General features: G+C 68.8%; 20 protein-coding genes. 2 read left to right on the plus strand and 18 right to left on the minus strand.

Going from position 1 to position 18,408, the window contains the following annotated elements:
• Positions 1-19: 19 nt before the first annotated feature.
• Genes CAL28_RS11390 through CAL28_RS11470 form a run of 17 tightly spaced genes read right to left on the minus strand, consistent with a single transcriptional unit; the run spans position 20 to position 15,160 of the window.
• The gene (locus CAL28_RS11390; RefSeq protein ID WP_094841488.1) at positions 20-1,246 is read right to left on the minus strand and encodes a beta-ketoacyl-ACP synthase; all 1,227 of its coding nucleotides are present in this window, start codon (positions 1,244-1,246) and stop codon (positions 20-22) included.
• Entirely contained in the window at positions 1,246-2,013 is a 768-nt protein-coding gene (fabG, locus tag CAL28_RS11395) for a 3-oxoacyl-ACP reductase FabG (RefSeq protein WP_254926093.1), read from the minus strand. The genes CAL28_RS11390 and fabG overlap by 1 nt, the downstream gene beginning before the upstream one ends.
• The gene (locus CAL28_RS11400; protein WP_094841489.1) at positions 2,010-2,528 is read right to left on the minus strand and encodes an ApeP family dehydratase; all 519 of its coding nucleotides are present in this window, start codon (positions 2,526-2,528) and stop codon (positions 2,010-2,012) included. Before CAL28_RS11400 ends, fabG begins: the two co-directional genes overlap by 4 nt.
• Positions 2,525-3,724: a beta-ketoacyl-ACP synthase gene (locus tag CAL28_RS11405; RefSeq protein ID WP_094841490.1), complete on the minus strand. Its 1,200-nt coding sequence runs from the start codon at positions 3,722-3,724 to the stop codon at positions 2,525-2,527. Before CAL28_RS11405 ends, CAL28_RS11400 begins: the two co-directional genes overlap by 4 nt.
• A complete protein-coding gene (locus CAL28_RS11410) occupies positions 3,721-4,278 on the minus strand; it encodes a hypothetical protein (protein WP_141218174.1) in 558 nt (185 codons plus the stop codon). The genes CAL28_RS11405 and CAL28_RS11410 overlap by 4 nt, the downstream gene beginning before the upstream one ends.
• 48 nt (positions 4,279-4,326) lie before the next feature.
• Positions 4,327-5,604: an NAD(P)/FAD-dependent oxidoreductase gene (locus CAL28_RS11415; protein ID WP_094841492.1), complete on the minus strand. Its 1,278-nt coding sequence runs from the start codon at positions 5,602-5,604 to the stop codon at positions 4,327-4,329.
• 4 nt (positions 5,605-5,608) lie between these two features.
• Positions 5,609-7,990 (minus strand): MMPL family transporter, encoded by a 2,382-nt coding sequence (locus tag CAL28_RS11420; RefSeq protein ID WP_254926094.1) that lies wholly within the window; start codon positions 7,988-7,990, stop codon positions 5,609-5,611.
• Complete coding sequence (locus tag CAL28_RS11425; RefSeq protein WP_094841494.1) at positions 7,974-8,594, minus strand: LolA family protein; 621 nt, start codon at positions 8,592-8,594, stop codon at positions 7,974-7,976. The genes CAL28_RS11420 and CAL28_RS11425 overlap by 17 nt, the downstream gene beginning before the upstream one ends.
• Positions 8,591-9,016 carry an acyl-CoA thioesterase gene (locus CAL28_RS11430; RefSeq protein ID WP_094841495.1) on the minus strand — a complete coding sequence of 142 codons (426 nt, stop codon included), beginning with the start codon at positions 9,014-9,016 and terminating at the stop codon, positions 8,591-8,593. The genes CAL28_RS11425 and CAL28_RS11430 overlap by 4 nt, the downstream gene beginning before the upstream one ends.
• Entirely contained in the window at positions 9,009-9,938 is a 930-nt protein-coding gene (locus CAL28_RS11435; RefSeq protein WP_094841496.1) for an LpxL/LpxP family acyltransferase, read from the minus strand. Before CAL28_RS11435 ends, CAL28_RS11430 begins: the two co-directional genes overlap by 8 nt.
• Positions 9,935-10,690, minus strand: coding sequence for a glycosyltransferase family 2 protein (locus CAL28_RS11440; protein WP_094841497.1), 756 nt, complete (start codon positions 10,688-10,690; stop codon positions 9,935-9,937). The genes CAL28_RS11435 and CAL28_RS11440 overlap by 4 nt, the downstream gene beginning before the upstream one ends.
• The gene (locus tag CAL28_RS11445) at positions 10,687-12,405 is read right to left on the minus strand and encodes an AMP-binding protein (RefSeq protein WP_094841498.1); all 1,719 of its coding nucleotides are present in this window, start codon (positions 12,403-12,405) and stop codon (positions 10,687-10,689) included. Before CAL28_RS11445 ends, CAL28_RS11440 begins: the two co-directional genes overlap by 4 nt.
• 11 nt (positions 12,406-12,416) lie before the next feature.
• Positions 12,417-13,055, minus strand: coding sequence for a hypothetical protein (locus CAL28_RS11450; protein WP_217906562.1), 639 nt, complete (start codon positions 13,053-13,055; stop codon positions 12,417-12,419).
• Positions 13,052-13,324, minus strand: a complete 273-nt coding sequence (locus CAL28_RS11455) for an acyl carrier protein (RefSeq protein ID WP_094841499.1) — start codon at positions 13,322-13,324, stop codon at positions 13,052-13,054. Before CAL28_RS11455 ends, CAL28_RS11450 begins: the two co-directional genes overlap by 4 nt.
• Positions 13,325-13,342: 18 nt before the next feature.
• Positions 13,343-13,603, minus strand: coding sequence for a phosphopantetheine-binding protein (locus CAL28_RS11460; protein ID WP_094841500.1), 261 nt, complete (start codon positions 13,601-13,603; stop codon positions 13,343-13,345).
• The gene (locus tag CAL28_RS11465) at positions 13,584-14,387 is read right to left on the minus strand and encodes a lysophospholipid acyltransferase family protein (RefSeq protein ID WP_094844561.1); all 804 of its coding nucleotides are present in this window, start codon (positions 14,385-14,387) and stop codon (positions 13,584-13,586) included. The genes CAL28_RS11460 and CAL28_RS11465 overlap by 20 nt, the downstream gene beginning before the upstream one ends.
• The gene (locus CAL28_RS11470) at positions 14,384-15,160 is read right to left on the minus strand and encodes a beta-ketoacyl synthase chain length factor (protein WP_094841501.1); all 777 of its coding nucleotides are present in this window, start codon (positions 15,158-15,160) and stop codon (positions 14,384-14,386) included. The genes CAL28_RS11465 and CAL28_RS11470 overlap by 4 nt, the downstream gene beginning before the upstream one ends.
• Before the next feature lie 131 nt (positions 15,161-15,291).
• Here CAL28_RS11470 and CAL28_RS11475 point away from each other — a divergent pair, with 131 nt between their 5' ends.
• Positions 15,292-16,008, plus strand: a complete 717-nt coding sequence (locus CAL28_RS11475) for a 4'-phosphopantetheinyl transferase family protein (RefSeq protein WP_094841502.1) — start codon at positions 15,292-15,294, stop codon at positions 16,006-16,008.
• Here CAL28_RS11475 and CAL28_RS11480 read toward each other — a convergent pair whose 3' ends face one another.
• The gene (locus CAL28_RS11480) at positions 16,009-16,899 is read right to left on the minus strand and encodes a LysR family transcriptional regulator (protein ID WP_094841503.1); all 891 of its coding nucleotides are present in this window, start codon (positions 16,897-16,899) and stop codon (positions 16,009-16,011) included.
• A gap of 245 nt (positions 16,900-17,144) precedes the next feature.
• On the opposite strand from CAL28_RS11480, the gene CAL28_RS11485 reads away from it, so the two are divergent.
• The gene (locus CAL28_RS11485; protein WP_094844562.1) at positions 17,145-18,392 is read left to right on the plus strand and encodes a D-amino acid dehydrogenase; all 1,248 of its coding nucleotides are present in this window, start codon (positions 17,145-17,147) and stop codon (positions 18,390-18,392) included.
• Positions 18,393-18,408 lie beyond the last annotated feature (16 nt).

The following is an 18,408-nucleotide window of genomic DNA, read 5'->3' on the forward strand; positions in this document are numbered from 1 at the left end:
TTGCGGGTTGAGGAAAAAATCAGCGCCAACGGCGGAAGATCAGCGATGTGTTGATGCCGCCGAAGGCAAAGTTATTGTTCATGACATATTCGTTGACCAGGGGCCGCGCTTCGTCGCGCAGGTAGTCCAGTTGGCCGCAGCGCGGATCGACGTTTTCCAGATTGAGGGTGGGCACATACCAGTCGCTGTTCAGCATCTCGATGCTGAACCAGGATTCCAGCGCGCCGCAGGCGCCCAGCGTGTGGCCCAGGTAGCTTTTTTGCGAACTGATGGCCATGCCGGTGCCGAAAACCGCTTCGGTGGCCTGGGTTTCGGCGATGTCGCCTTGTTCGGTGGCGGTGCCATGCCCGTTCACGTAGCCGATCGCGGACGCCGGCAGGCCGGCGTCGCGCAGCGCCATTTCCATGGCCACTTGCATGGTGGCCGCCTCCGGACGGGTGATGTGGGTACCATCGGAGTTGCAGCCGAATCCCACCACTTCGGTATGGATGCGCGCACCGCGCGCCAGGGCGTGGTCCAGGTCTTCCAGCACCAGCATGCCGGCGCCTTCGCCCACCACCAGGCCGTCGCGGGCGCTGTCGTAGGGGCGCGGCGAGCTTTCCGGCGCATCGTTGCGCTGGCTGGTGGCGTAGAGGGCATCGAATACCAGGGCTTCGCTGGGGCAGAGTTCTTCCGCGCCGCCGGCCAGCATCAGCGCCTGGCGCCCGTAGCGGATGGCCTCGAAGGCATAGCCTATGCCCTGGCTGCCCGAGGTGCAGGCGCTGGATGTCGGGATGATGCGGCCCTTCAGGCCGAAGAAGATTCCGATGTTGGCGGCGGTGGTGTGCGGCATCATGCGCACGTAGGAATTGGCGCTGAGGTCATCGGTGACGCCGTTCAGCAGCATGTTGCCGAAGGCCTTGATTTCGGCGGTGCTGCCGGTGGACGACCCGCAGGCCACGCCCATGCGGCCGTCGGCGATATCGGGATCGTCCAGCAGGCCGGCGTCGGCCAGCGCCATTTCCGCGCTGCGCACGGATAGCTGCGATACCCGCCCCATGCTGCGCAATTGCTTGCGGGTCCAGTGCGCCGGTGGCGCGAAATCGTGCACCGGGCCGGCCAGCCGCGTGCCCATTTCGGCGTAGCGTTCCCATTCCGGCATGTACTGGATCGCGTTGCGGCGCTTTTCGAACCCCGCGCGTATGGTGGCCCAGTCCCGGCCCAGCGCGCAGATGCCGGCCATGCCGGTGACGACGACGCGTTTCATCAGCACAGTCCTCCGTTCACGCCCAATACCTGGCGGGTAATGTAGGCGGCGCCCGGCGACAGCAGGAAGGCGACCGCGGCGGCGACCTCGTCGGGCATTCCCATGCGCGCGGCGGGAACGGACTTCAGGATTTCCTCCACGGGGACATCGCCGTCGACCATGTCGGTATCGATCAGGCCCGGTGCCACGCAATTGACGGTGATGCGCCGTTTGGCCAGCTCCACGGCCAGCGCCTTGGCGGCGCCGATCAGGCCGGCCTTCGACGCGCTGTAGTTGACCTGCCCGCGGTTGCCTATCACCCCGGATACGGACGTCAGGCAGACGATACGGCCAGGGGCACGGCGGCGGATCATGGGCATGACCACGGGATGCATGACGTTGTAGAAGCCGTCCAGGTTGGTGCGCAGCACGTCGTCCCAGTCGTCGCCGCTCAGCGCCGGGAAGGCGCCGTCGCGCGTCAGGCCGGCGTTCAGCACCACGCCGTAGTAGGCGCCGTTCGCGTCCATATCGGCGTTCAATGCCGCGGCCGCGGCGGCGCGGTCGCGGACGTCGAATTGCAGGACGCGGGCGGCTTGGCCCAGGGCCCGCGCGGCGTCGCATACGGCATCGGCCTCTTCGCGTCGCGCGCGGCAGTGGATGACGGGCGTATAGCCCTCGCGCGCCAGCATCAAGGCAATGGCGCGGCCGATGCCCCGGCTGGATCCGGTCACAAGGACCGGCAGGGAAGAGGAGGCGTTGGCGGCTTGCATGTGTTCGGCTTCTGTCATGGCGAGACCTGGCGGGTCTTCATATCGGTGGTTTGGTCGGACCCGGCGGCGTCGGCGGGCGGATCCTCGCGCGTGAAAGCGGTGGCATCGGCGGGGCTGTAGACGTTCAGCCGCGCAAAGGCGAGCAGTGCGTCGCCGGCACGCAATTCGCATTCGAAGACACCCATGCCGGCGGCGTCGCGCAGCGACTGCGCGACGCGGACGGACAGGCGGGTACCGGCGGCGAAATAGGGCACGTGGCATTCGTAGCGCCGCGTGCCCAGCAGGAAGCCGAGACCGACCTCTTGTTGCTGGTGGCGTGCCTGGCAGCCGGCCCAGGCGCCGACGGCCTGCGCCATGATTTCCAGCCCCATCCAGGGCGGCAGGCTGCCGTCGGGGCTGTTGTACAGGCCGTCCGGCTTGACGACCGCGGTGGCACGCAGCGATTCGGCGTCCCAGTCGTCCACCGTATCGATCAGGATGGCGTCGCCGGAATGGGGCAGCAGGCCCGCCACGGGCCAGGGGCAGGCCGTCATGGGCAGGCTCCGAAGACCAGGCTGGCATTGCTGCCGCCGAAGGCAAAGGAGTTACTCATGACGGCGCGCGGCGCGTCGGCGGGCAGGCAGCGGCCGGGTGCCGTCAGGTCCAGCGGCGGCAGGGCGGGATCGGCCGCGCCGTCCCACCGCTGTGGCGGCAGGCGGCCGGCCAGGCAGGCGTCGTCGATCACGGCCCAGCACAGCGCGGCCTCGATGGCGCCCGCCGCGGCCAGGGTGTGGCCGGTCAGGGGCTTGGTGGACGCGCAGGAGACCCCTTGCGGGAATACGGCGTGCACCGCGTGGCTTTCCATCGCATCGTTGTGCTGCGTGGCCGTACCGTGCAGGTTCAGCCAGCCGATGTCGGCGGCGGACAGGCCGGCATCGGCAAGCGCCGCGCGCATGGCCTGCGCCGCGCCGGCGCCGGTGGGATCGGGCGCCGACATATGCCAGGCGTCGCTGCTGCCCGCGCCGCCCAGCAGGACAGCGGCCGAGCCTTCGGGGCGTTCGCGCTGCATCAGGAACAGGGCGGCGCCTTCGCCGATGTTGATGCCGTCGCGATGCGCGGAAAAGGGATTGCACAGTCCGTGGGACAAGGCTTCCAGCGCGGCGAAACCGTTGATCGTAAGCGAGCACAGGGTATCCACGCCGCCGCAGATCACGGCGTCGCACGCGCCCCGCGCCAGCAGGCGACGGGCGGTCAGCAGGGCACGCGCGCCGGAGGTGCAGGCGGTGGACACCGTGTAGGCCGGTCCCGCCACGCCCAGCCAATCGGCCAGGAAGGACGCCGGCGAGGCCAGGGCCTGGCGGCGGTAATCGTAATCGGCCGGCCACGCGCCGTCCTGTTCCAGCACGCGATAGGCATGCACGTTCTCGTTCACGCCGGAGGTGCTCGTGCCGAGCACGATGCCGACACGCAGCCGCCCATAGCCTTCGACGGCCGCGCGCAAGGCGCTTTCGATCTGCAATGCCGCGTCCAGCAGCAAGCGGTTGTTGCGGCTGTCGTAGTGCCGCGGCATCCCGGCCGGCAAGGCGGGTAGCTCGGCCTGCGCGACGCCCAGCACGATGCGCCGGCCCTGGACCCAGCCTTCGCGGGCCTGCATGCCCGCCGTGTCCGCGCGCAGCGCCGCCGCCGCGACGGCATCGATGCCGCGGCCCAGCGCGCAGACGATACCGGGCGTGCCCAGCCACGCGGTCATGGCGACTCCTTCAGCGGTTCGACACGCCAGGTCGTGCCGCCGCCCGTCGCGATGGCGAAGGTGTCCGCGGGGGCGCCGGGCTGCCAGAGGACGCGCCAGCGCACATTGCAATCCTGGTTCATCACGCGCTCGCGTCCGCCGTTCGCGGTGGCGCCCTGGTACCAATCCTTGCCGGCATACGCCGAAGACAGGGACGGCGCGGGTGTCCAGGCGAACAGGATGGCGGAGAACATGTCGCTGGCCTGGGCGTTCGGCCGCATGAATCCGTCGTTGCGCCATTTGCCGTCCTGCAGGATCTGCCGCGCCATGGGCATCCCCAGCGGATCGAACATCGACCAGCGCGTGGCATCGGGTCCTTCGGACTGTACGACGAGCAGCGCGTCCTGCCTTGGCTGGCCGGGAGCCTGCAGGCTGACGTGGACACGTCGCGGCAGCCCCAGGTCCGCCTGGGCGACGGGTGTCGGCGGTACGCCCGCGCAACCGCCCAGCCACAGCGCACCCAGAAGGGGAAGAGCGGCAAGCAGGCGGCGGATGGGCGAGGAAGGATGCGTCATGGGAAGGCGGAAAGGCAAAACGGGTTGGGTCGGGGCGTGGTGTCGGACTCAGGCCGTGGGTTCCAGGCTATGCGCGGCGCCGCCGGCGGACGGACCGGACATGGCGCAGATTTCAGCCAGGGTGCGCAAACGGCGGGCGTGTTCGGCGACGAAGGGGTTTTTCCTGTCCCAGGCATAGCCGGCCAGGATGGAGGAAATCATGCGCCGGATGTCCGGCTGCGCGCGCTCGTAGAAGACGACATCGCGGAAGGCCCCGGTATACCAGCCTTCGACATAGGTGCGGAAGGTTTCGACGCCGGCCATCAGGGGTTCGGCGAATTCGCGCTGCCAGTCCACCGTGGCGCCGCCCAACTGGCGGTGCAGGGCGTCGGCGGCGAGCTTGGACGAGTGCAGGGCGATGGTCACGCCCGACGAAAACACCGGATCCAGGAATTCCGCCGCGTTGCCCAGCAAGGCAAAGCCCGGGCCGTGCAGTGTGGTGACGCTGGCCGAATAGCCGCCTATCGCATTCGCCGGCGTATCCCAGACGGCACGCGCCAGCAAGCGCTTCAGGTTGGGCGCGCCCTCGACCAGTTCACGCAGCCGGGCCATGTGGTCCGGCGTATCGCCGATCAGGTCGTCGCCGCCCACCACGCCCAGGGAGCAGCGCCCGCCGGAAAACGGAATGGTCCAGAACCACACGCCGGGATGATCCGGATGCACGCTGATCAGGATCTTCCCGCGGTCGAAGCCAGGGTCGTCGATACGGTCCTCGATATGCGTGAACAGGGCCTTGCGCGGCGGCAGGCCGCTGGGCCGTTCGAGATCCAGCAGCCGCGCCAGGACCCGGCCGTAGCCGCTGGCGTCCAGTACGAACCGTGCGGCGATCTTGCGCACCGGCGCATCCTGCGCGCCGGCGGCGCGCACCGACAGCAGGGGCTGGTCGCCGGAAAAATCCGCCGCCACCACTTCCTGCTCGTAGCGTACTTCCGCGCCCTGGCGCGCGGCTTCGTCCGCCAGGATCTGGTCGAAGCGCGAGCGCAGCACCTGGAAGGTCGTGCCCGGCCCGGGCGAGAACTTGTCGCGGAAATCGAATGCCGTGTAGCGTTCGCCCCAGGCGAAGGCCGCGCCGTTCTTTTCCTGGAAACCCGCCGCCTGCACGGCCGGCAGCATGCCGGCCTCTTCGATGAATTCGATGCAATGCGCCAGCAGGCTTTCACCGATGGAGAAGCGCGGGAAGCGCTGCCGCTCCAATACCAGGACATCGTGGCCGTGCCGGCGCAGCAGGCCGGCGGCGACCGCGCCGGCGGGGCCGGCGCCGATGATGACGACTTCGTGCTTCTCCACGTTGTTATGCCTTTTTGATGTGGTTAGCGGAAACGGCCGGCATGGCGTCGCCGGCAGGACGGACCCACGGCGCCCACAGCACGCAGAACGCCACGCCGATGCCGACGGACATGCCGAAGTTGGAGATGGCCGGCGTGCTGCTGAAGGCCAGCAATCCGAAGGAAAGGACGGTCGTGGCGGCGGCCAGTACGATGCCGACGAAGCTGGCCGCGGCGCCGGCCACGCGTTCGTACATGACGATGGCGTAGTCCAGCCCGATGGCCGATACCAGCAGCAGGCCGAACAGGCTGAAGAGCGTCAGAGGCTGTCCGAGCAGGCCCAGGGTGGCCAGCGTGCATGCCGTCGCGGTCAGCGGCACGGCCAGCAGGCGCCAGGTCGCCGAGCGGCCCAGGGTCAGCCACAGCAGCGCGCCGGCCGCCACGTACGACAGCAGCTTCAATTCGGCGGCGCGGATGCGGGTCTGCGTGAACGTTTCGTTCAACTGTCCGCTGCGGTCGACGAAGGATACGCCCTCCAGCCCTTGCGCCGCGGCCTGGGCCGCCGCCGGGTCATGCAGGCCCTGCAACACCACCATCGCGGCTACCTGCCCATGATCCTGTCCCAGCCACAGCATGCGCCGGCTTTGCCCCAGCGGACCCTGCAGCACCTTGTCCACGGTGACGGGTTCCTGCGCCGCCAGGGCGTCGACCTGCTGGATGACGGCCTGGGCGGGGATGCCGACCGCTTCGAAAGACGGCACCAGGCGGGCGCGCCAGTTGGGATCGCGCAGGGCGTCCAGCAGGGCCCGCTGCGCGCCCTCGGGCGCGACCAGCTGGTTCAGGGAAAGGTAGCTGTCCAGCGCCTTGGCCTTGACCAGGGCGTCCAGGCGAGTGTCCAGCGCGTTCTGGCGTTCCCATAACGCGTTGGTATCGGCGGCGCGCACCAGGTAGTACTGGCTGGTGGGCTGGATACCGGTGATGCGGCCGATCTGCTGCGCCTGTTGCAGCAGCGGGGCGGGCAGCGCCAGCCATTGGCGCAAATCGTCCTGCACGCGCAGGTGCGAGATGCCGGCGATCGACACCAGCGCGATGCCGGCCGCCAGCCAGGGCAGCGTGGGCCGCCGGCCGCTCCACAGCGCCAGCCGGCGCAGCAGGGCCTGCGCCAGCGACAGCAGCGGCGTGAAAGGCCGCGGCTGCCAGCCGCGCAGCCAGTTCGGCAGTTCGCACACTGTGCAGGCATAGGCGCCGAACAGGCCCGCGGCGGAAAAGACGGCCGTCTGGGTTAGCGCCGGGAAGGGCGTGAAGACCAGCGCCAGATAACCGACCATCGTCACCGCGAGGCTGATAGTCAATCCCGGCAGCACGCGATGCAGGGCGGGCCATGCCTGCCAATCGGGCATGCCGTACCGCTTGGCCAGCAGGTGCATCGGGAAATCGATGGCGATGCCGATCAGGCTGGCGCCGACCACCAGCGTCAGGATATGGATGGTGCCGAACAGCGCGACGCAAGCCACCGCGCCGCACAGCAGGCCGACGGCCACCGGCACGAAGGCCAGCAGCGAACGCCAGCCGCGCATGGTCAGCAGCAGCAGCGCGATAATGCCCAGTACGGCCATGGCGCTGATCCAGGTGCTTTCACCCGCGGCGCGCGCGCGGCCCTCCGCCGCGTACAGCGGCCCGCCGGCCACCAGCATGCGGCCGCCATCCTTGACGACCGAGGCCCGCGTTTCGTCGACCAGGCGCGCCACCTGGCCGGGCGATGCGCCGTCGAAGGCGTCGCCGCTGGTCTGCGCGCGCACCAGTACCCAGTCCCTGGTGCCGTCATGGGCGATGAGCGTACCGCTGACCAGGTCCAGCTGCACCGCGCCTGGCGTGCGCAGCGCGCGTTCCGCGGCATGCGACAGACCGAGCAGATCATCGTCGGCGGGCACCAGGCCGGTCGACGAAAACGGATTGGCCAGCTCGCGCACCCGCCGCGCGGCATAGGAGGCCGGATCGCGGATCAGCGTGTCGCGGGCGCGCGGTGGCAGCAGGGCCAGGGGCTGGGAGAGCAATTGCTTGCGCACGCCATCGACGTCGACATCGACGTCCACCTGAACGTCGGCGAACAGGCCGCTGTGCCGCCATGCATGGCCCATCCCGCGCGCCAGCTCGACGGCGCGTTCGCGATCGTCGGCACTGACCAGGGCGATCACCTGGCGTTGCAGGGGTTCCTGTATGCGGTCGTCCGCGCGCTGGCGCAGCGCGTCGCCCTGCGCGACGGGAACCAGGTCCAGCAGACTGGACGACACCGGCCAGCCGTGACGGCATTCCCACAGCCCCAGGCAGATCACCAGGGCCAGCGCGATGCGGAACAGGACGGTCAGGCGCCGTTCCCGCGCCATGCGGCGGTCAGGACTCGAAATCACGGCGCTCATCATCGTTCAGCTTGGTGTCGGCTCGCGTGTTCTTCATTTCCATGACGGTCTTGTCGCCCTGGGTCTCCCGCAATTCGATGCGCTGGACCAGTTTGCCGCCGGAAATGCGGATATCGGTGAAGATCTGCTTGAGCAGCGCCGCCTTGGGCGTCATGACCAGTTGCCAGTCGCCGGCCGAGCCGCTCAGCGAAATATCGAAGTTGTCCTGCAGCGAGCGCGTATCGCCGCTCAGCACCGTCAGGAACATGCGGGTCTCGCGACCGGCGCCCACGGCTTGCGGCAAGGCCTGCCATTTGCCGCCGTCGTCGCGCCGGAAGATGGCGCTGGAGGTCAGCAGCAGGTCCTGGTGCAGCGGTGCGCGCAGCTCCCACAGCAAGCCGTCCTGCGCGGACAGGGTGAACAGCCCGGTGCTCGTCAAGGGCTGCGGCAGCGAGCGCAGGAACTTCTGTTGGACGAACTGCCCGCGCACCACGGGCGCTTCGCGCAATTGGGCCTGCAGATCGTTCAGGTCGAAGGCCCACGCCGGCGCGGCGCTCGCGGCCAGCAGCACGGCGGCGGCGATGCGGCGGATCCATCCCTGGCGCCGCGCGGTCATGCCAGCACCTTGCGCACGGCGTCCAGCAGCGCGGGCGGCGACACCAGCTGCATCTCGCGGTTGTCCATGCGCACGGCCACCTGCACGGAGCTGCCCCGGGTCAGGCGCGTGCCGCTGCCGGCATCGGTAATCAGATAATGGATTTTCAAGCGATTCTCCCACTCCACCAGTTCGGCGCGCACGATCACGCGCTGGCCGAATACGGCGGGGTTCATATAGCGTAATTGCAGGTCGATGACGGGCCATGCATAGCCGGAGGCGAACATGGCGTCATACCCGTAGCCGAGCGCGTCCAGCAGTTCGCAGCGCGCCTGTTCCAGGTACTTCACGTAGTGGCCGTGCCACACCACGTTCATCGAGTCCACATCGAAGAAGGGGACCGTCACGGCGGTTTCGACGGCGAATACACCGCGTTTACGCATGACGGCTCCAGAACGGATAGAAATTGAACCACTGCTGCGGCGCATCGCGGCATTCCCGCGCCAGGCGGTCGGCATAGCGCTGCGCCCACTGGCGCACGCCTTCCTCGCGCCGCCCGCGCGGCAGCTCGACGCGATCGGCCAGGCGTTCCAGCGCGATGCGGTAGCGGCCGTCGATCTTGGTGCAGAACAGCACGTTGGCCGGACATTTAAGCAGGGCCGCCAGCAGCCAGGGCCCTTGCGGGAAGGCAGCCGGCGCGCCCAGGAAATCGACGTCGACGACGCGCCCGCCACGCACCGGCACGCGGTCGCCCGCGATGGCCAGCCATTCGCCGCGCTCGATGCGGTCGTTCAATTGCAGCATGATGGCGGCATCGAGTTCGGTGACCTGGATCAGGCGCAAGCGGCTGGCGCCGGCCTGGGCCAGGAGCTGGTTGAAAGCCTCGGCGTGGCGCGTATGCACCAGCACATTCAGCGTCAATTGGCCGCCGCGCTCCACCAGCGCGCGGCAGACTTCCAGATTGCCCAGGTGCGAGCCCACCAGGATCTGCCCCCGGCCCGCGCGCATCTGCGCGTGCAGGTCGTGCGGGTCTTGAATGACGACGTCGCGGGCCGTCAGGCGACCCTGCCATACATCGAGCTTGTCCAGGATGGCGTCCGCGAAGGCGCGGAACTGGCCGTAGACCGGGCGCCGCGCCGGCAGCGCGTGCGCGGCCCCGGCGTGGCGCAGGCGCTGCTGGTATTCGGCGATACTGCGGCGCGCGCGCGGGCTGAAGCAATAGAAATAGAACACGATCATCGCCACCACCGGGCGCATGGCGCCGCGGCCGAACACGCGCGCCGCCCGCGCCGTCAGGCGCATCAGAAAGGGGGCGCCGCGTTCGCGCTGGGCGGCCCAATGGCGGGTTGGCGGGGGATGCGTCATGCTGGGGTCTTTTGCTTTCTGAACTTGCGGGCGATCAGGCCGGGCGCGCGCGGCAGCATGCCGAAAAAGAGACGCGCATGCATGGCGCTGATACGCGCATTGTCGCGCAGGCCCTGGAAGTGCGACACGCCGCCGGCCGGGTAGATGACCCGCGTCGGGCACCATATCATGGGCACGCCGCGCCAATGCAGCAGGACCAGCACGGCGATATCGAAATCCATGCGATCGCCGGGATCCCGGCGTTCCAGCAGGGCCAGGACGGGTGCCAGCGGGTACACGCGAAAGCCGCACATCGCATCCGGGATATCCGTGGATAGCGTGTTGATCCACACCCACAGGCGCGTCAGCCAGCGCCCGTACAGCCGGCTGCGCGGTGCGTCCGCGCCATAGGCCGGCGCACCGCCCACCAGTGCGGCGGGATGCGCGCGGGAAGCTCGTGCCATCCCGGGTATGTCGTCCAGCGCATGCTGGCCATCGGCATCGATCTGTAATGCATGCGTATAGCCCAGGCCGGCGGCGTGGCGCAGGCCGTCCTGCACGGCGCGGCCCTTGCCGCCGTTGCGCGGCCGGCGCACCAGCGTGGCGCGGCCCGCTGCCGCCAGGGCATCCAGGCGTTCGGCGCACGGCTGCGCCGATCCGTCATCCACCAGGATGCAAGGGATGCCATGGGCGAGTACGCGTTCGACCACGTCGCCGACCGTGTCGCCGTGGTTGTAGACGGGGATGACGGCGCAGAGCCGGTGCGTCGTCATGATGCGGCCCCCGCCGCGGCGGCCGCGGCCAGGATGCGGCCGGACGAGCAGGGCTGGCCGTCGGAGCGGTACTCGAAATACAGCTTGGCCCGCGCGGGATGCCAGGTCAGCGTCAGGTCCAGCGTGTCGCCGGGCCGTGTCAGCCGCTGGAATTTCAGGGCTTCCATGCCGTGAAAGCCGAGGGCGGCGTCCAGGTGGCGGCGCGCGAGATCCATGGCCCATTCGATCTGCGCCACACCCGGCACGACCGGCATGCCGGCGAAATGGCCGTTGAAATGCGCCAGATCCAGGGGGACTTCCATGCCCAAGCGCAATTCGCGCACGCCATCGGCGGATTCGGTCGCCGAGCGCAATTGCGCGACCGGCGCGCGGGGCCGCGTCGCCGCCGCCGCGAAGCTGTCCTGCGGCAGCTTGCCCTGGGCGTTCCAGGGCAGCTCGCGCATCAGACGCCAGTGGCGCGGCACGCCCAGCGGTTCAACCGTGGCCGCCATATGGGCGCGCAACGCGTCGATGACGGCCTTGCGGCCCTGGTTGCGCAGCGCGTGGATGCCGGACGGCGCCAGTGCCACCAGCGCGGTCAGGCGCGGCGTGCCGGCCATTCCCAGGCGCGCTTCGCGGACATGGGGGTGCTCCATCAAGCGCTCTTCCAGCCCGGGCAGCGCGATGCGCTTTTCCTCGAGCTTGACGATGCGGTCCAATCGTCCTTGCAGGCGGAAACCCGGGCCATCCAGCGTCGCGGCGTCGGCCGTCTGGAAGCGGTCGCCGCTTTCCAGCCACGCGGACCGCACCCACAGCGCGCCATCCTGCACGCCGGCAGCAGCGCCCGGCAGGGGCGTCCAGGCACCGTCGCCGCGTCGCCATGCGACGGCGCCGGTTTCCGAGCTGCCGTAGATTTCCGTCGGGCGGCAGCCGAGCCGGCTGTCCAGCAGATCCGACACCGTGCCGGGCAGCGGGCCGCCCGCGGAAAAAATCTGCGCGATGCCACCGGCCAGCGCATCCCAGTCCAACTGCGTGCCCAGGCGCTTGAGCAGTGCCGGGCTGGCGATCCATGCGAAAGTCCCGTGCGGCAGGCTGGCCTGCTGCAAGGCTTCGGGAAAGGCAAGCTGTCGACGGCCGATCGCGCGGCCCGAAGCCAGCGGCCACAGCACGCGAAAAGGCAGGCCGTACATGTGTTGCGGGCTGACGCTGCCCAGCACGCAGGCGGGCGCCGCCGACCACGCCCACACGCTTTCGAGGGCGGTGATTTCGGCGATGAGCTGCGTCCACTGCTTGCGGATGCGCTTGGGCTGTCCGCTGGAGCCGGACGTGCACAGCACGACGCCGCCGTCGCGCGGGTCCAGCATGCATGGCGCCAGCGGGGGCGCGCTGCCGGCCAGGCCGGCCAGGGTATGGTGGCGGCCGGGCGGGACGGGAAGGGCCGGCTGGTCGCTCAGCCAGAGGCCCACGTCGCGGTCGATCGCAGCGCAGGAAGCCGGCCGCGCATCGCCGGCAAGGACGGCGACGATGCCGGCGCGCCAGCAGGCGAACAGCGCCACCGCCAGCAGGGCCGCGTCCTCGAACCACAGGCCGGCATGGCGCACGCCGCGCGCGCGCAGCGCCCCGGCGGCCGACAGCGCATCGCGCACGAAATCGTCGTGAGACATCATGGGATCGTGCGCGTAGCGCACGTCAGGGCGTTCGCCCGCCAGCAGTCCGGCAAGGTCCATCCAGGCCATGGCGCGCCCTTTCAACCGCCGTCGCGCGCCATCGCGCGTTCACCGACGCCGGATGCCGGGCCCGCGCGCTGCGCGTGTCCGGCGGATGCGTGTGCTTCCCCGGCCGGTTTGCCGGGCGACGGACGCACCAGCCATTCCCCGGCCATCAATGCGCCGATCAGGACGTAGCTGATGACGCCGTTGTACAGCGTCCACCAATGCCAGGGCGCCCACAGCGATAGCGCCGCGGACACCAGTCCATTGATCGCGAAAAAAACCGCCCAGACTTGCGTGACCCGGCGGGTATACGCGACCGCGCGCGGCGGCAGGTCGGGATGGCGCAGCCGCGCGAAACGTTCGACGATGGGCATGCCGCGCCACAGGCTGGACGCGAATACCGCCAGCATCGCACCGTTGACCAGCACCGGATAGCCGCGCAGCCAGCGCGCGTCATCCGACCATGCGATAAAGGCGCAGAACGCCACCACGATCGCCGGCAGCATCCATCCTCCCGCCGCCCGCTTCCTGTCGACCAGCGCGCGCGCCAGCCACAATCCCGCCAGCGGCAGCAGTATCCATCGTGCCGTGCCGTTTTCCAGGCTTGCATGCGCCACGAAGGGATAGGCCATACCGGCCAGCAGCAGGGCGATCGCGAGGACGGCCCGCGTCATGCGGCCGATTCCCGCTGCTGCAGTTGCTGTTGTTGTTCCCACACGGCATCGACCACGTCCTGCACCGTGCGCACCGTGCGGAAGTTTTCCGCCGCCAGTTTGTATCCGGTTTCGCGCTTGATGTGATCGAGCAGGTCGATGGCGTCGATGCTGTCGATCTCCAGGTCGGTGTAAAGGTGCGCGGCGGGTACGACGCGATCCGCCGGAATCTCGAACAATTCCACCAGGGCTTCGCGCAGGACGCTGAAGATGTCTTCCCGGGTTTGCATAACACTAGCTCCAGTTGCTCAGGCGACCCGCTGGGCGGATACAAATTTGCTCAGATTGGTGACGGTGGCGAAGTGGTCGCGCATATTACGCGTTTCGGGATCGATGGCGATGCCGTAGCGCTTCTGCAAGGCAAGACCGAGTTCCAGCGCATCGACGGAGTCCAGCCCCAGCCCGTCGCCGAAAAGGTCCGCATCGCTGGCGATATCTTCGGGCGCGATGTCCTCCAGGCCTAGCGCATCGATGATGAGTTGCTTGATTTCACTTTCCAACTGTTCCATCCAGCCCTAGCTCCATTCTGAAATAGTGATGTAGATGATCGTTCATGCGCCGGCCGGCGATGGGCGCGGGATGCCGCTCGGTCCATTGGCGGGGATCGATGTCGTCGCCCACCTCGAAGACGTAATGCATGCGGCGATGGGGGATGCGGTACCAGGGTTCGCCTTTGGTAAGGCTGCGCGTATTCATGGTGATGACCACCGGCGTGACGACCCGCGCGCCCCGGACGGCGATGGCGCAGGCGCCGCGATGGAACCGCGGCGGCGCATCGACCGGCGTGCGCGTGCCTTCGGGGAAGACGATCAGCGTCTGGCCTTCGCGCAGGACCTGGGCTGCGCGTTCCAGCATGTCCAGGCTTTCGTCGTTGGTGATGTAGCCGGCATTCCGGATGGGGCCGGCGGTGAAGGGGTTCTTCACCAGGCTGTGCTTGACCACGCAGTTCGCATCGCGCACATGCGCGATCAGGAAGACCACGTCCAGCAGGGAAGGGTGGTTGGCCACGATCATCTGGTGCGGCCGCCCCAGTCGTTCGACGCCGCGGAACTCGTAGGTCAGGATGCCCATGCGGACCATCAGCCGCACGAAGCGGTAGAACGTCCAGTTGATGACGGCACGCGATCGGCGGCGGCGTTGCGTCGGATTCATCAGCCACAGGCGCTGCGCGGGAAAGACGACCAGCCGCAGGAAGAGGCCGCCCATGCCGAAGAGGGCGAATGCCACGGCCGTGGCGATCAGGCGCAATAACCACGCATCCTGGCGGTCGGCGCGGGCGGATACGGTGTTCATGATGCGCGCCGCCATTGCCAGTGCGCCGCGCGGGCGGGATGTCGCCACTGCGGCGTGCCCAGCACCAGGTGACGCAACAGGTTTAGCGGATGGGGCCAGCGCCGCGGGACGTCCGGCGCCGCGACGGCATCGCCGGCGTTATCGGCCGGGCTGGGGGCCGCGCCTGTGTCGCCGGCATCCTCGCGCAGGGACAGTTCGAACGCATCGCCGCGGGTAAGCCTGAGCGCCAGCGCGTAGGAAAACGGGACGTCGTCGATCCACCGCCGATAGGCCGCGGGCGGCGTTTCTTCAGCCAGAATCACCAGGGCGTCGCTGTGCCCCGCGTCCAGCAGCAGGCAGGCTTCCGCGATCGCGCTTTCCAGCCCGTCGCCGGTTGCCGATAGCGCGACGGACTCGACGGTTTCCTTGCGCAGGATCGACCACATGCCGGCCGTTGCATTGTGCACGGACAGGCTGAAGGATGTCGGTGACAGCGCCTCGTCGCGCGCCAGGCATTGCAGCAGCTCGAAGCTGCGCGAGGTCTCGCCATGGTGCGAGGCATAGACGACCGGCATGGCGGGGCGGCTATCCGCCAGCGGCCAGGCACAGGCGACGGCCATCCGCGCCAGCGGGCTGAGCCGGCGGCGTTGCAGCGGGGGCAGGAAGCCGACGTCGGGGGACGCGGCGGCGGCGACGGCGGGGCAGTATGGTCCGCGTGCCCATGTTTCCCAGGCGGGAAGGTCCTCCAAGCCCGGCGCCCAGGCGCGCCATGCGGATATTTCAAAGTTGAACATGCGCGAAAGTGTACCGGTCCACCGCAGCCGATAGGGGGTTTGTTGTTATTGTTTCGCACCCGGATCGCGGCCGGAGCTGGTCCGGATCCAACTTTTTTTCAGCGGGTTGTAAGAATGCGCCCAGGGATTCAATGATGACCGCCGCCTTGACGCTGTGGTGGGGCGGCCCTGAACTGGCCGATCGGTATCGCGCCGACATGTTGCATGCGGCCGACAGGGCGCGCGCCGGCCACGCCCGTTCGCCGCGGGCCGAGCAGGATTGGCGGGTCAGCCGGGCATTGTTGCAGCAGGTGCGGTCGGACTGGCCGGCGGACGCCAGCCCCGCGCTATCCCTCAGTCATTCCCGCGGTTATGCGGTCGTCGGCACGGCGCCGTCCGGCTGGCATCTCGGCGTGGACCTGGAGGCCATCCGCCCGCGCGATACCGACGGCGTGGCGCAATGGTGCTGTACCGAAGAAGAACGCGCGGCGCTGGCGGCGTGCGGCAGCGCCGCCGCGCGCCTGCGCGCCTTTTACCAGCTGTGGACCTTGAAGGAATCCTTCATCAAGGCCGCGAACCTGGATTTCCCGGCGGATATGCGGTCGATAGGCTTGGCGCCGGGGCAGTCGTCTTCCGGCTTGCCGTGTGCCAGCTCGCCTTGGCAAGGCTGGCGCCTGCGCGCGCCGGCCCCCGGCTGGCACGCCTGGTCGGCGGTGGTGGACGACGCCTGGTCGGTTTCGGCCGTCTGGCTGCCGGCGCGGGGCGCGGATCATCGCCGCGATCGCGCCGACGGCGCCGTCATTCCTGTCTGGCGAGCCGCGCGCGGGGCCGCGTCGCCGCGCATCGTGCCGGCCGGGCAATGGCCCTGATCAGGGCGTCAGGGCCTGGGCCACTTCCGCGCAAGCCAGCCGCAGGCAATGGACGAAACCGTGATGCAGGGCCGACATGGGATCGTCCGCATGCACCAGCGCGCCGATATGGAAATGCACCGGCGGATCCAGGCGGCGAATCGACAGGCCTGGGCGCGAGATGCCGTGGGCGCTGTAGGCGTCCACGATGGCGTCACCGCAGCCGGCTTCCACCATGGCGCACGCCATATAGTGCGTCTGCACCTGCAATGCCGTGCTCATGCCGACGCCATGCTCGGCCAGCGCGGTCTGCAGCAGGCTGCCCAAGGGGTCGCGCGGATCCATGGCGATCAGGTTGTCGGGGCGGACACTGGCCAGCGGGACGGGCTGGTTCCCCGGTTCGCGGCTGACGTAGACCATCTCGGACCGGTCCAGATCGATACGCGCGATGCCCGGGTGCGCTGGCGGCTCGTAGGTGACGGCCATATCGATCTCCCGGGCCAGCAGGCCGGCGATAAGCTCGCCGGTATGGTGCGTCTGCAGGCTGAAGGTGATGTCCGGCTGGCGGGCGCGGCTGATGCCCGCCGCGCGCGGAACCACGCCCAATCCCAGGCTGGGCGCGCAACCTATGCGCAGGTGGCCGCGGGGATGGTGGCGCAGGTTGGCGGCCAGCTTGCGCACGCTTTCCAGGTCGCGCGACAGGCGCGCGATATCCGGCGCCAGGATGTCGGCTTCGCGCGTGGCGCGCAGCCGGCCCTTCACCCGCTCGAACAGCCGGAACCCCACCTGCGCTTCCGCGTGCGCCAGCATTTTGCTGGCGGCCGGCTGGGAGATATGCAGGGCCTGGGCGGCGCGGCTCAGGGAGCCTGTGGCCCGGATGGCTTCGAAGAGTTCGATATGGCGCAGGCGCATGGTGTGGGGTCGCGCGACTTGGATAGCAAAAGGTTATATCGGATCTGGGCCTTATGCACGATGTAACATCGGTGGCATCGCATTTATATTTGTTATTCAGGGCGCCGCACCTGGTGGTTAGCCAGAGGTAACGAGAATGTGGAACCGGCCATAGCCAAAGGTTATGTATTCTGGCTGCTTTGGTATTTGCCCGGCTGGCGGCGGGTGCCCAGAATTTCGCCTATGAACGACTTCAGGGTGGTGCCATGCGCGTATGCGTGATCGGCGCGGGGGTGGTCGGCGTGACCTCCGCCTATTTTCTTGCGCGGCAGGGCTACGACGTCACACTGGTGGACGGACGGGACGGTCCGGGGGAAGAAACCAGCTACGCCAATGGCGGGCAGCTCAGCTATAGCTATGTGGCGCCCCTGGCGGGGCCGGGCGTGCTGCCCAGTGTTCCCGCGTGGTTGCTGCGCGACGATTCACCCCTGCGCTTCCGTCCCCGGCTGGATCCTCATCAATGGAAGTGGTGCGTGCAATTCGCGCTGGCGTGCCGTGCGTCGGTGTCGCGCCGCGTCACGGCCGAGATGCTGACCTTGTCGTATCTCAGCCGCGATGTCCTGCACGCGCTGCTCGAGCAGGAGCCCCTGTCCTTCAACCATTTGCGCAACGGCAAGCTGATCGTCTATCGCAGCGGCGCGCTGCTGGAAAAGGCCCGCGCCCTGGTGGACTACCAGGCCAGCCATGGCGCCGACCAGCAGGTGCTGAGCGCCGCGCGGACGGTGGAGATGGAGCCCGCGCTGGCCGGCATGCGCTCGCACCTGGCCGGCGCCGTCTATACGCCGGGAGAAGAGGTGGGCGATTGCCTGCGCTTCACCGAAGGGCTGTTCGGCCGGCTATTGCACCAGTCCAACGTCCGTGTCCTGATGAGTACGCCGGTGTCGGCCCTGCGGCGCGACGGCGCGCGCATTGTCGCCGCCCGCACCCCCGCGGGCGACATCGAGGCGGACGCCTATGTGGTGGCGGCGGGAATGGGCAGCCGCCCGCTGCTGCGGCCGCTGGGCCAGGACGTGCCGCTCTATGGCCTGAAGGGCTATAGCCTGAGCGTGCCGATGAACGGCGATGAGGCCGCCGGTCCGGCGATCAGCGTGACGGACTACGAACGGCGCATCGTGTACGCGCCCATCGGGTCGGTGTTGCGCATGGCCGCCATGGTGGATATCGGCGGCGACGCCGGTATCGACGAGCGACGTGTCGCGTTGCTCAAGCGCCAGGCCGCCGATACCTTTCCGGCGCTGCGCCTGCAAAACGCCCAATCCTGGGCGGGCCTGCGTCCGGCCATGCCGTCGGGCAAACCGTGGATCGGCCCCAGCCGCGCGGCCTGCAATCTGTGGATGAACCTGGGGCAGGGAGCGCTGGGATTCACGCTTGCCTGTGGCAGCGCCGCGCTGCTGACAGCGCAGATGGCCGGGATTCAGGCACCGATAGAACCGGGCCCCTTTTTGCCGGGGTGATACGGCAGGAGATGCC

Origin of the sequence: Bordetella genomosp. 11, assembly GCF_002261215.1 — a bacterium.
Lineage (GTDB): Bacteria > Pseudomonadota > Gammaproteobacteria > Burkholderiales > Burkholderiaceae_B > Bordetella_C.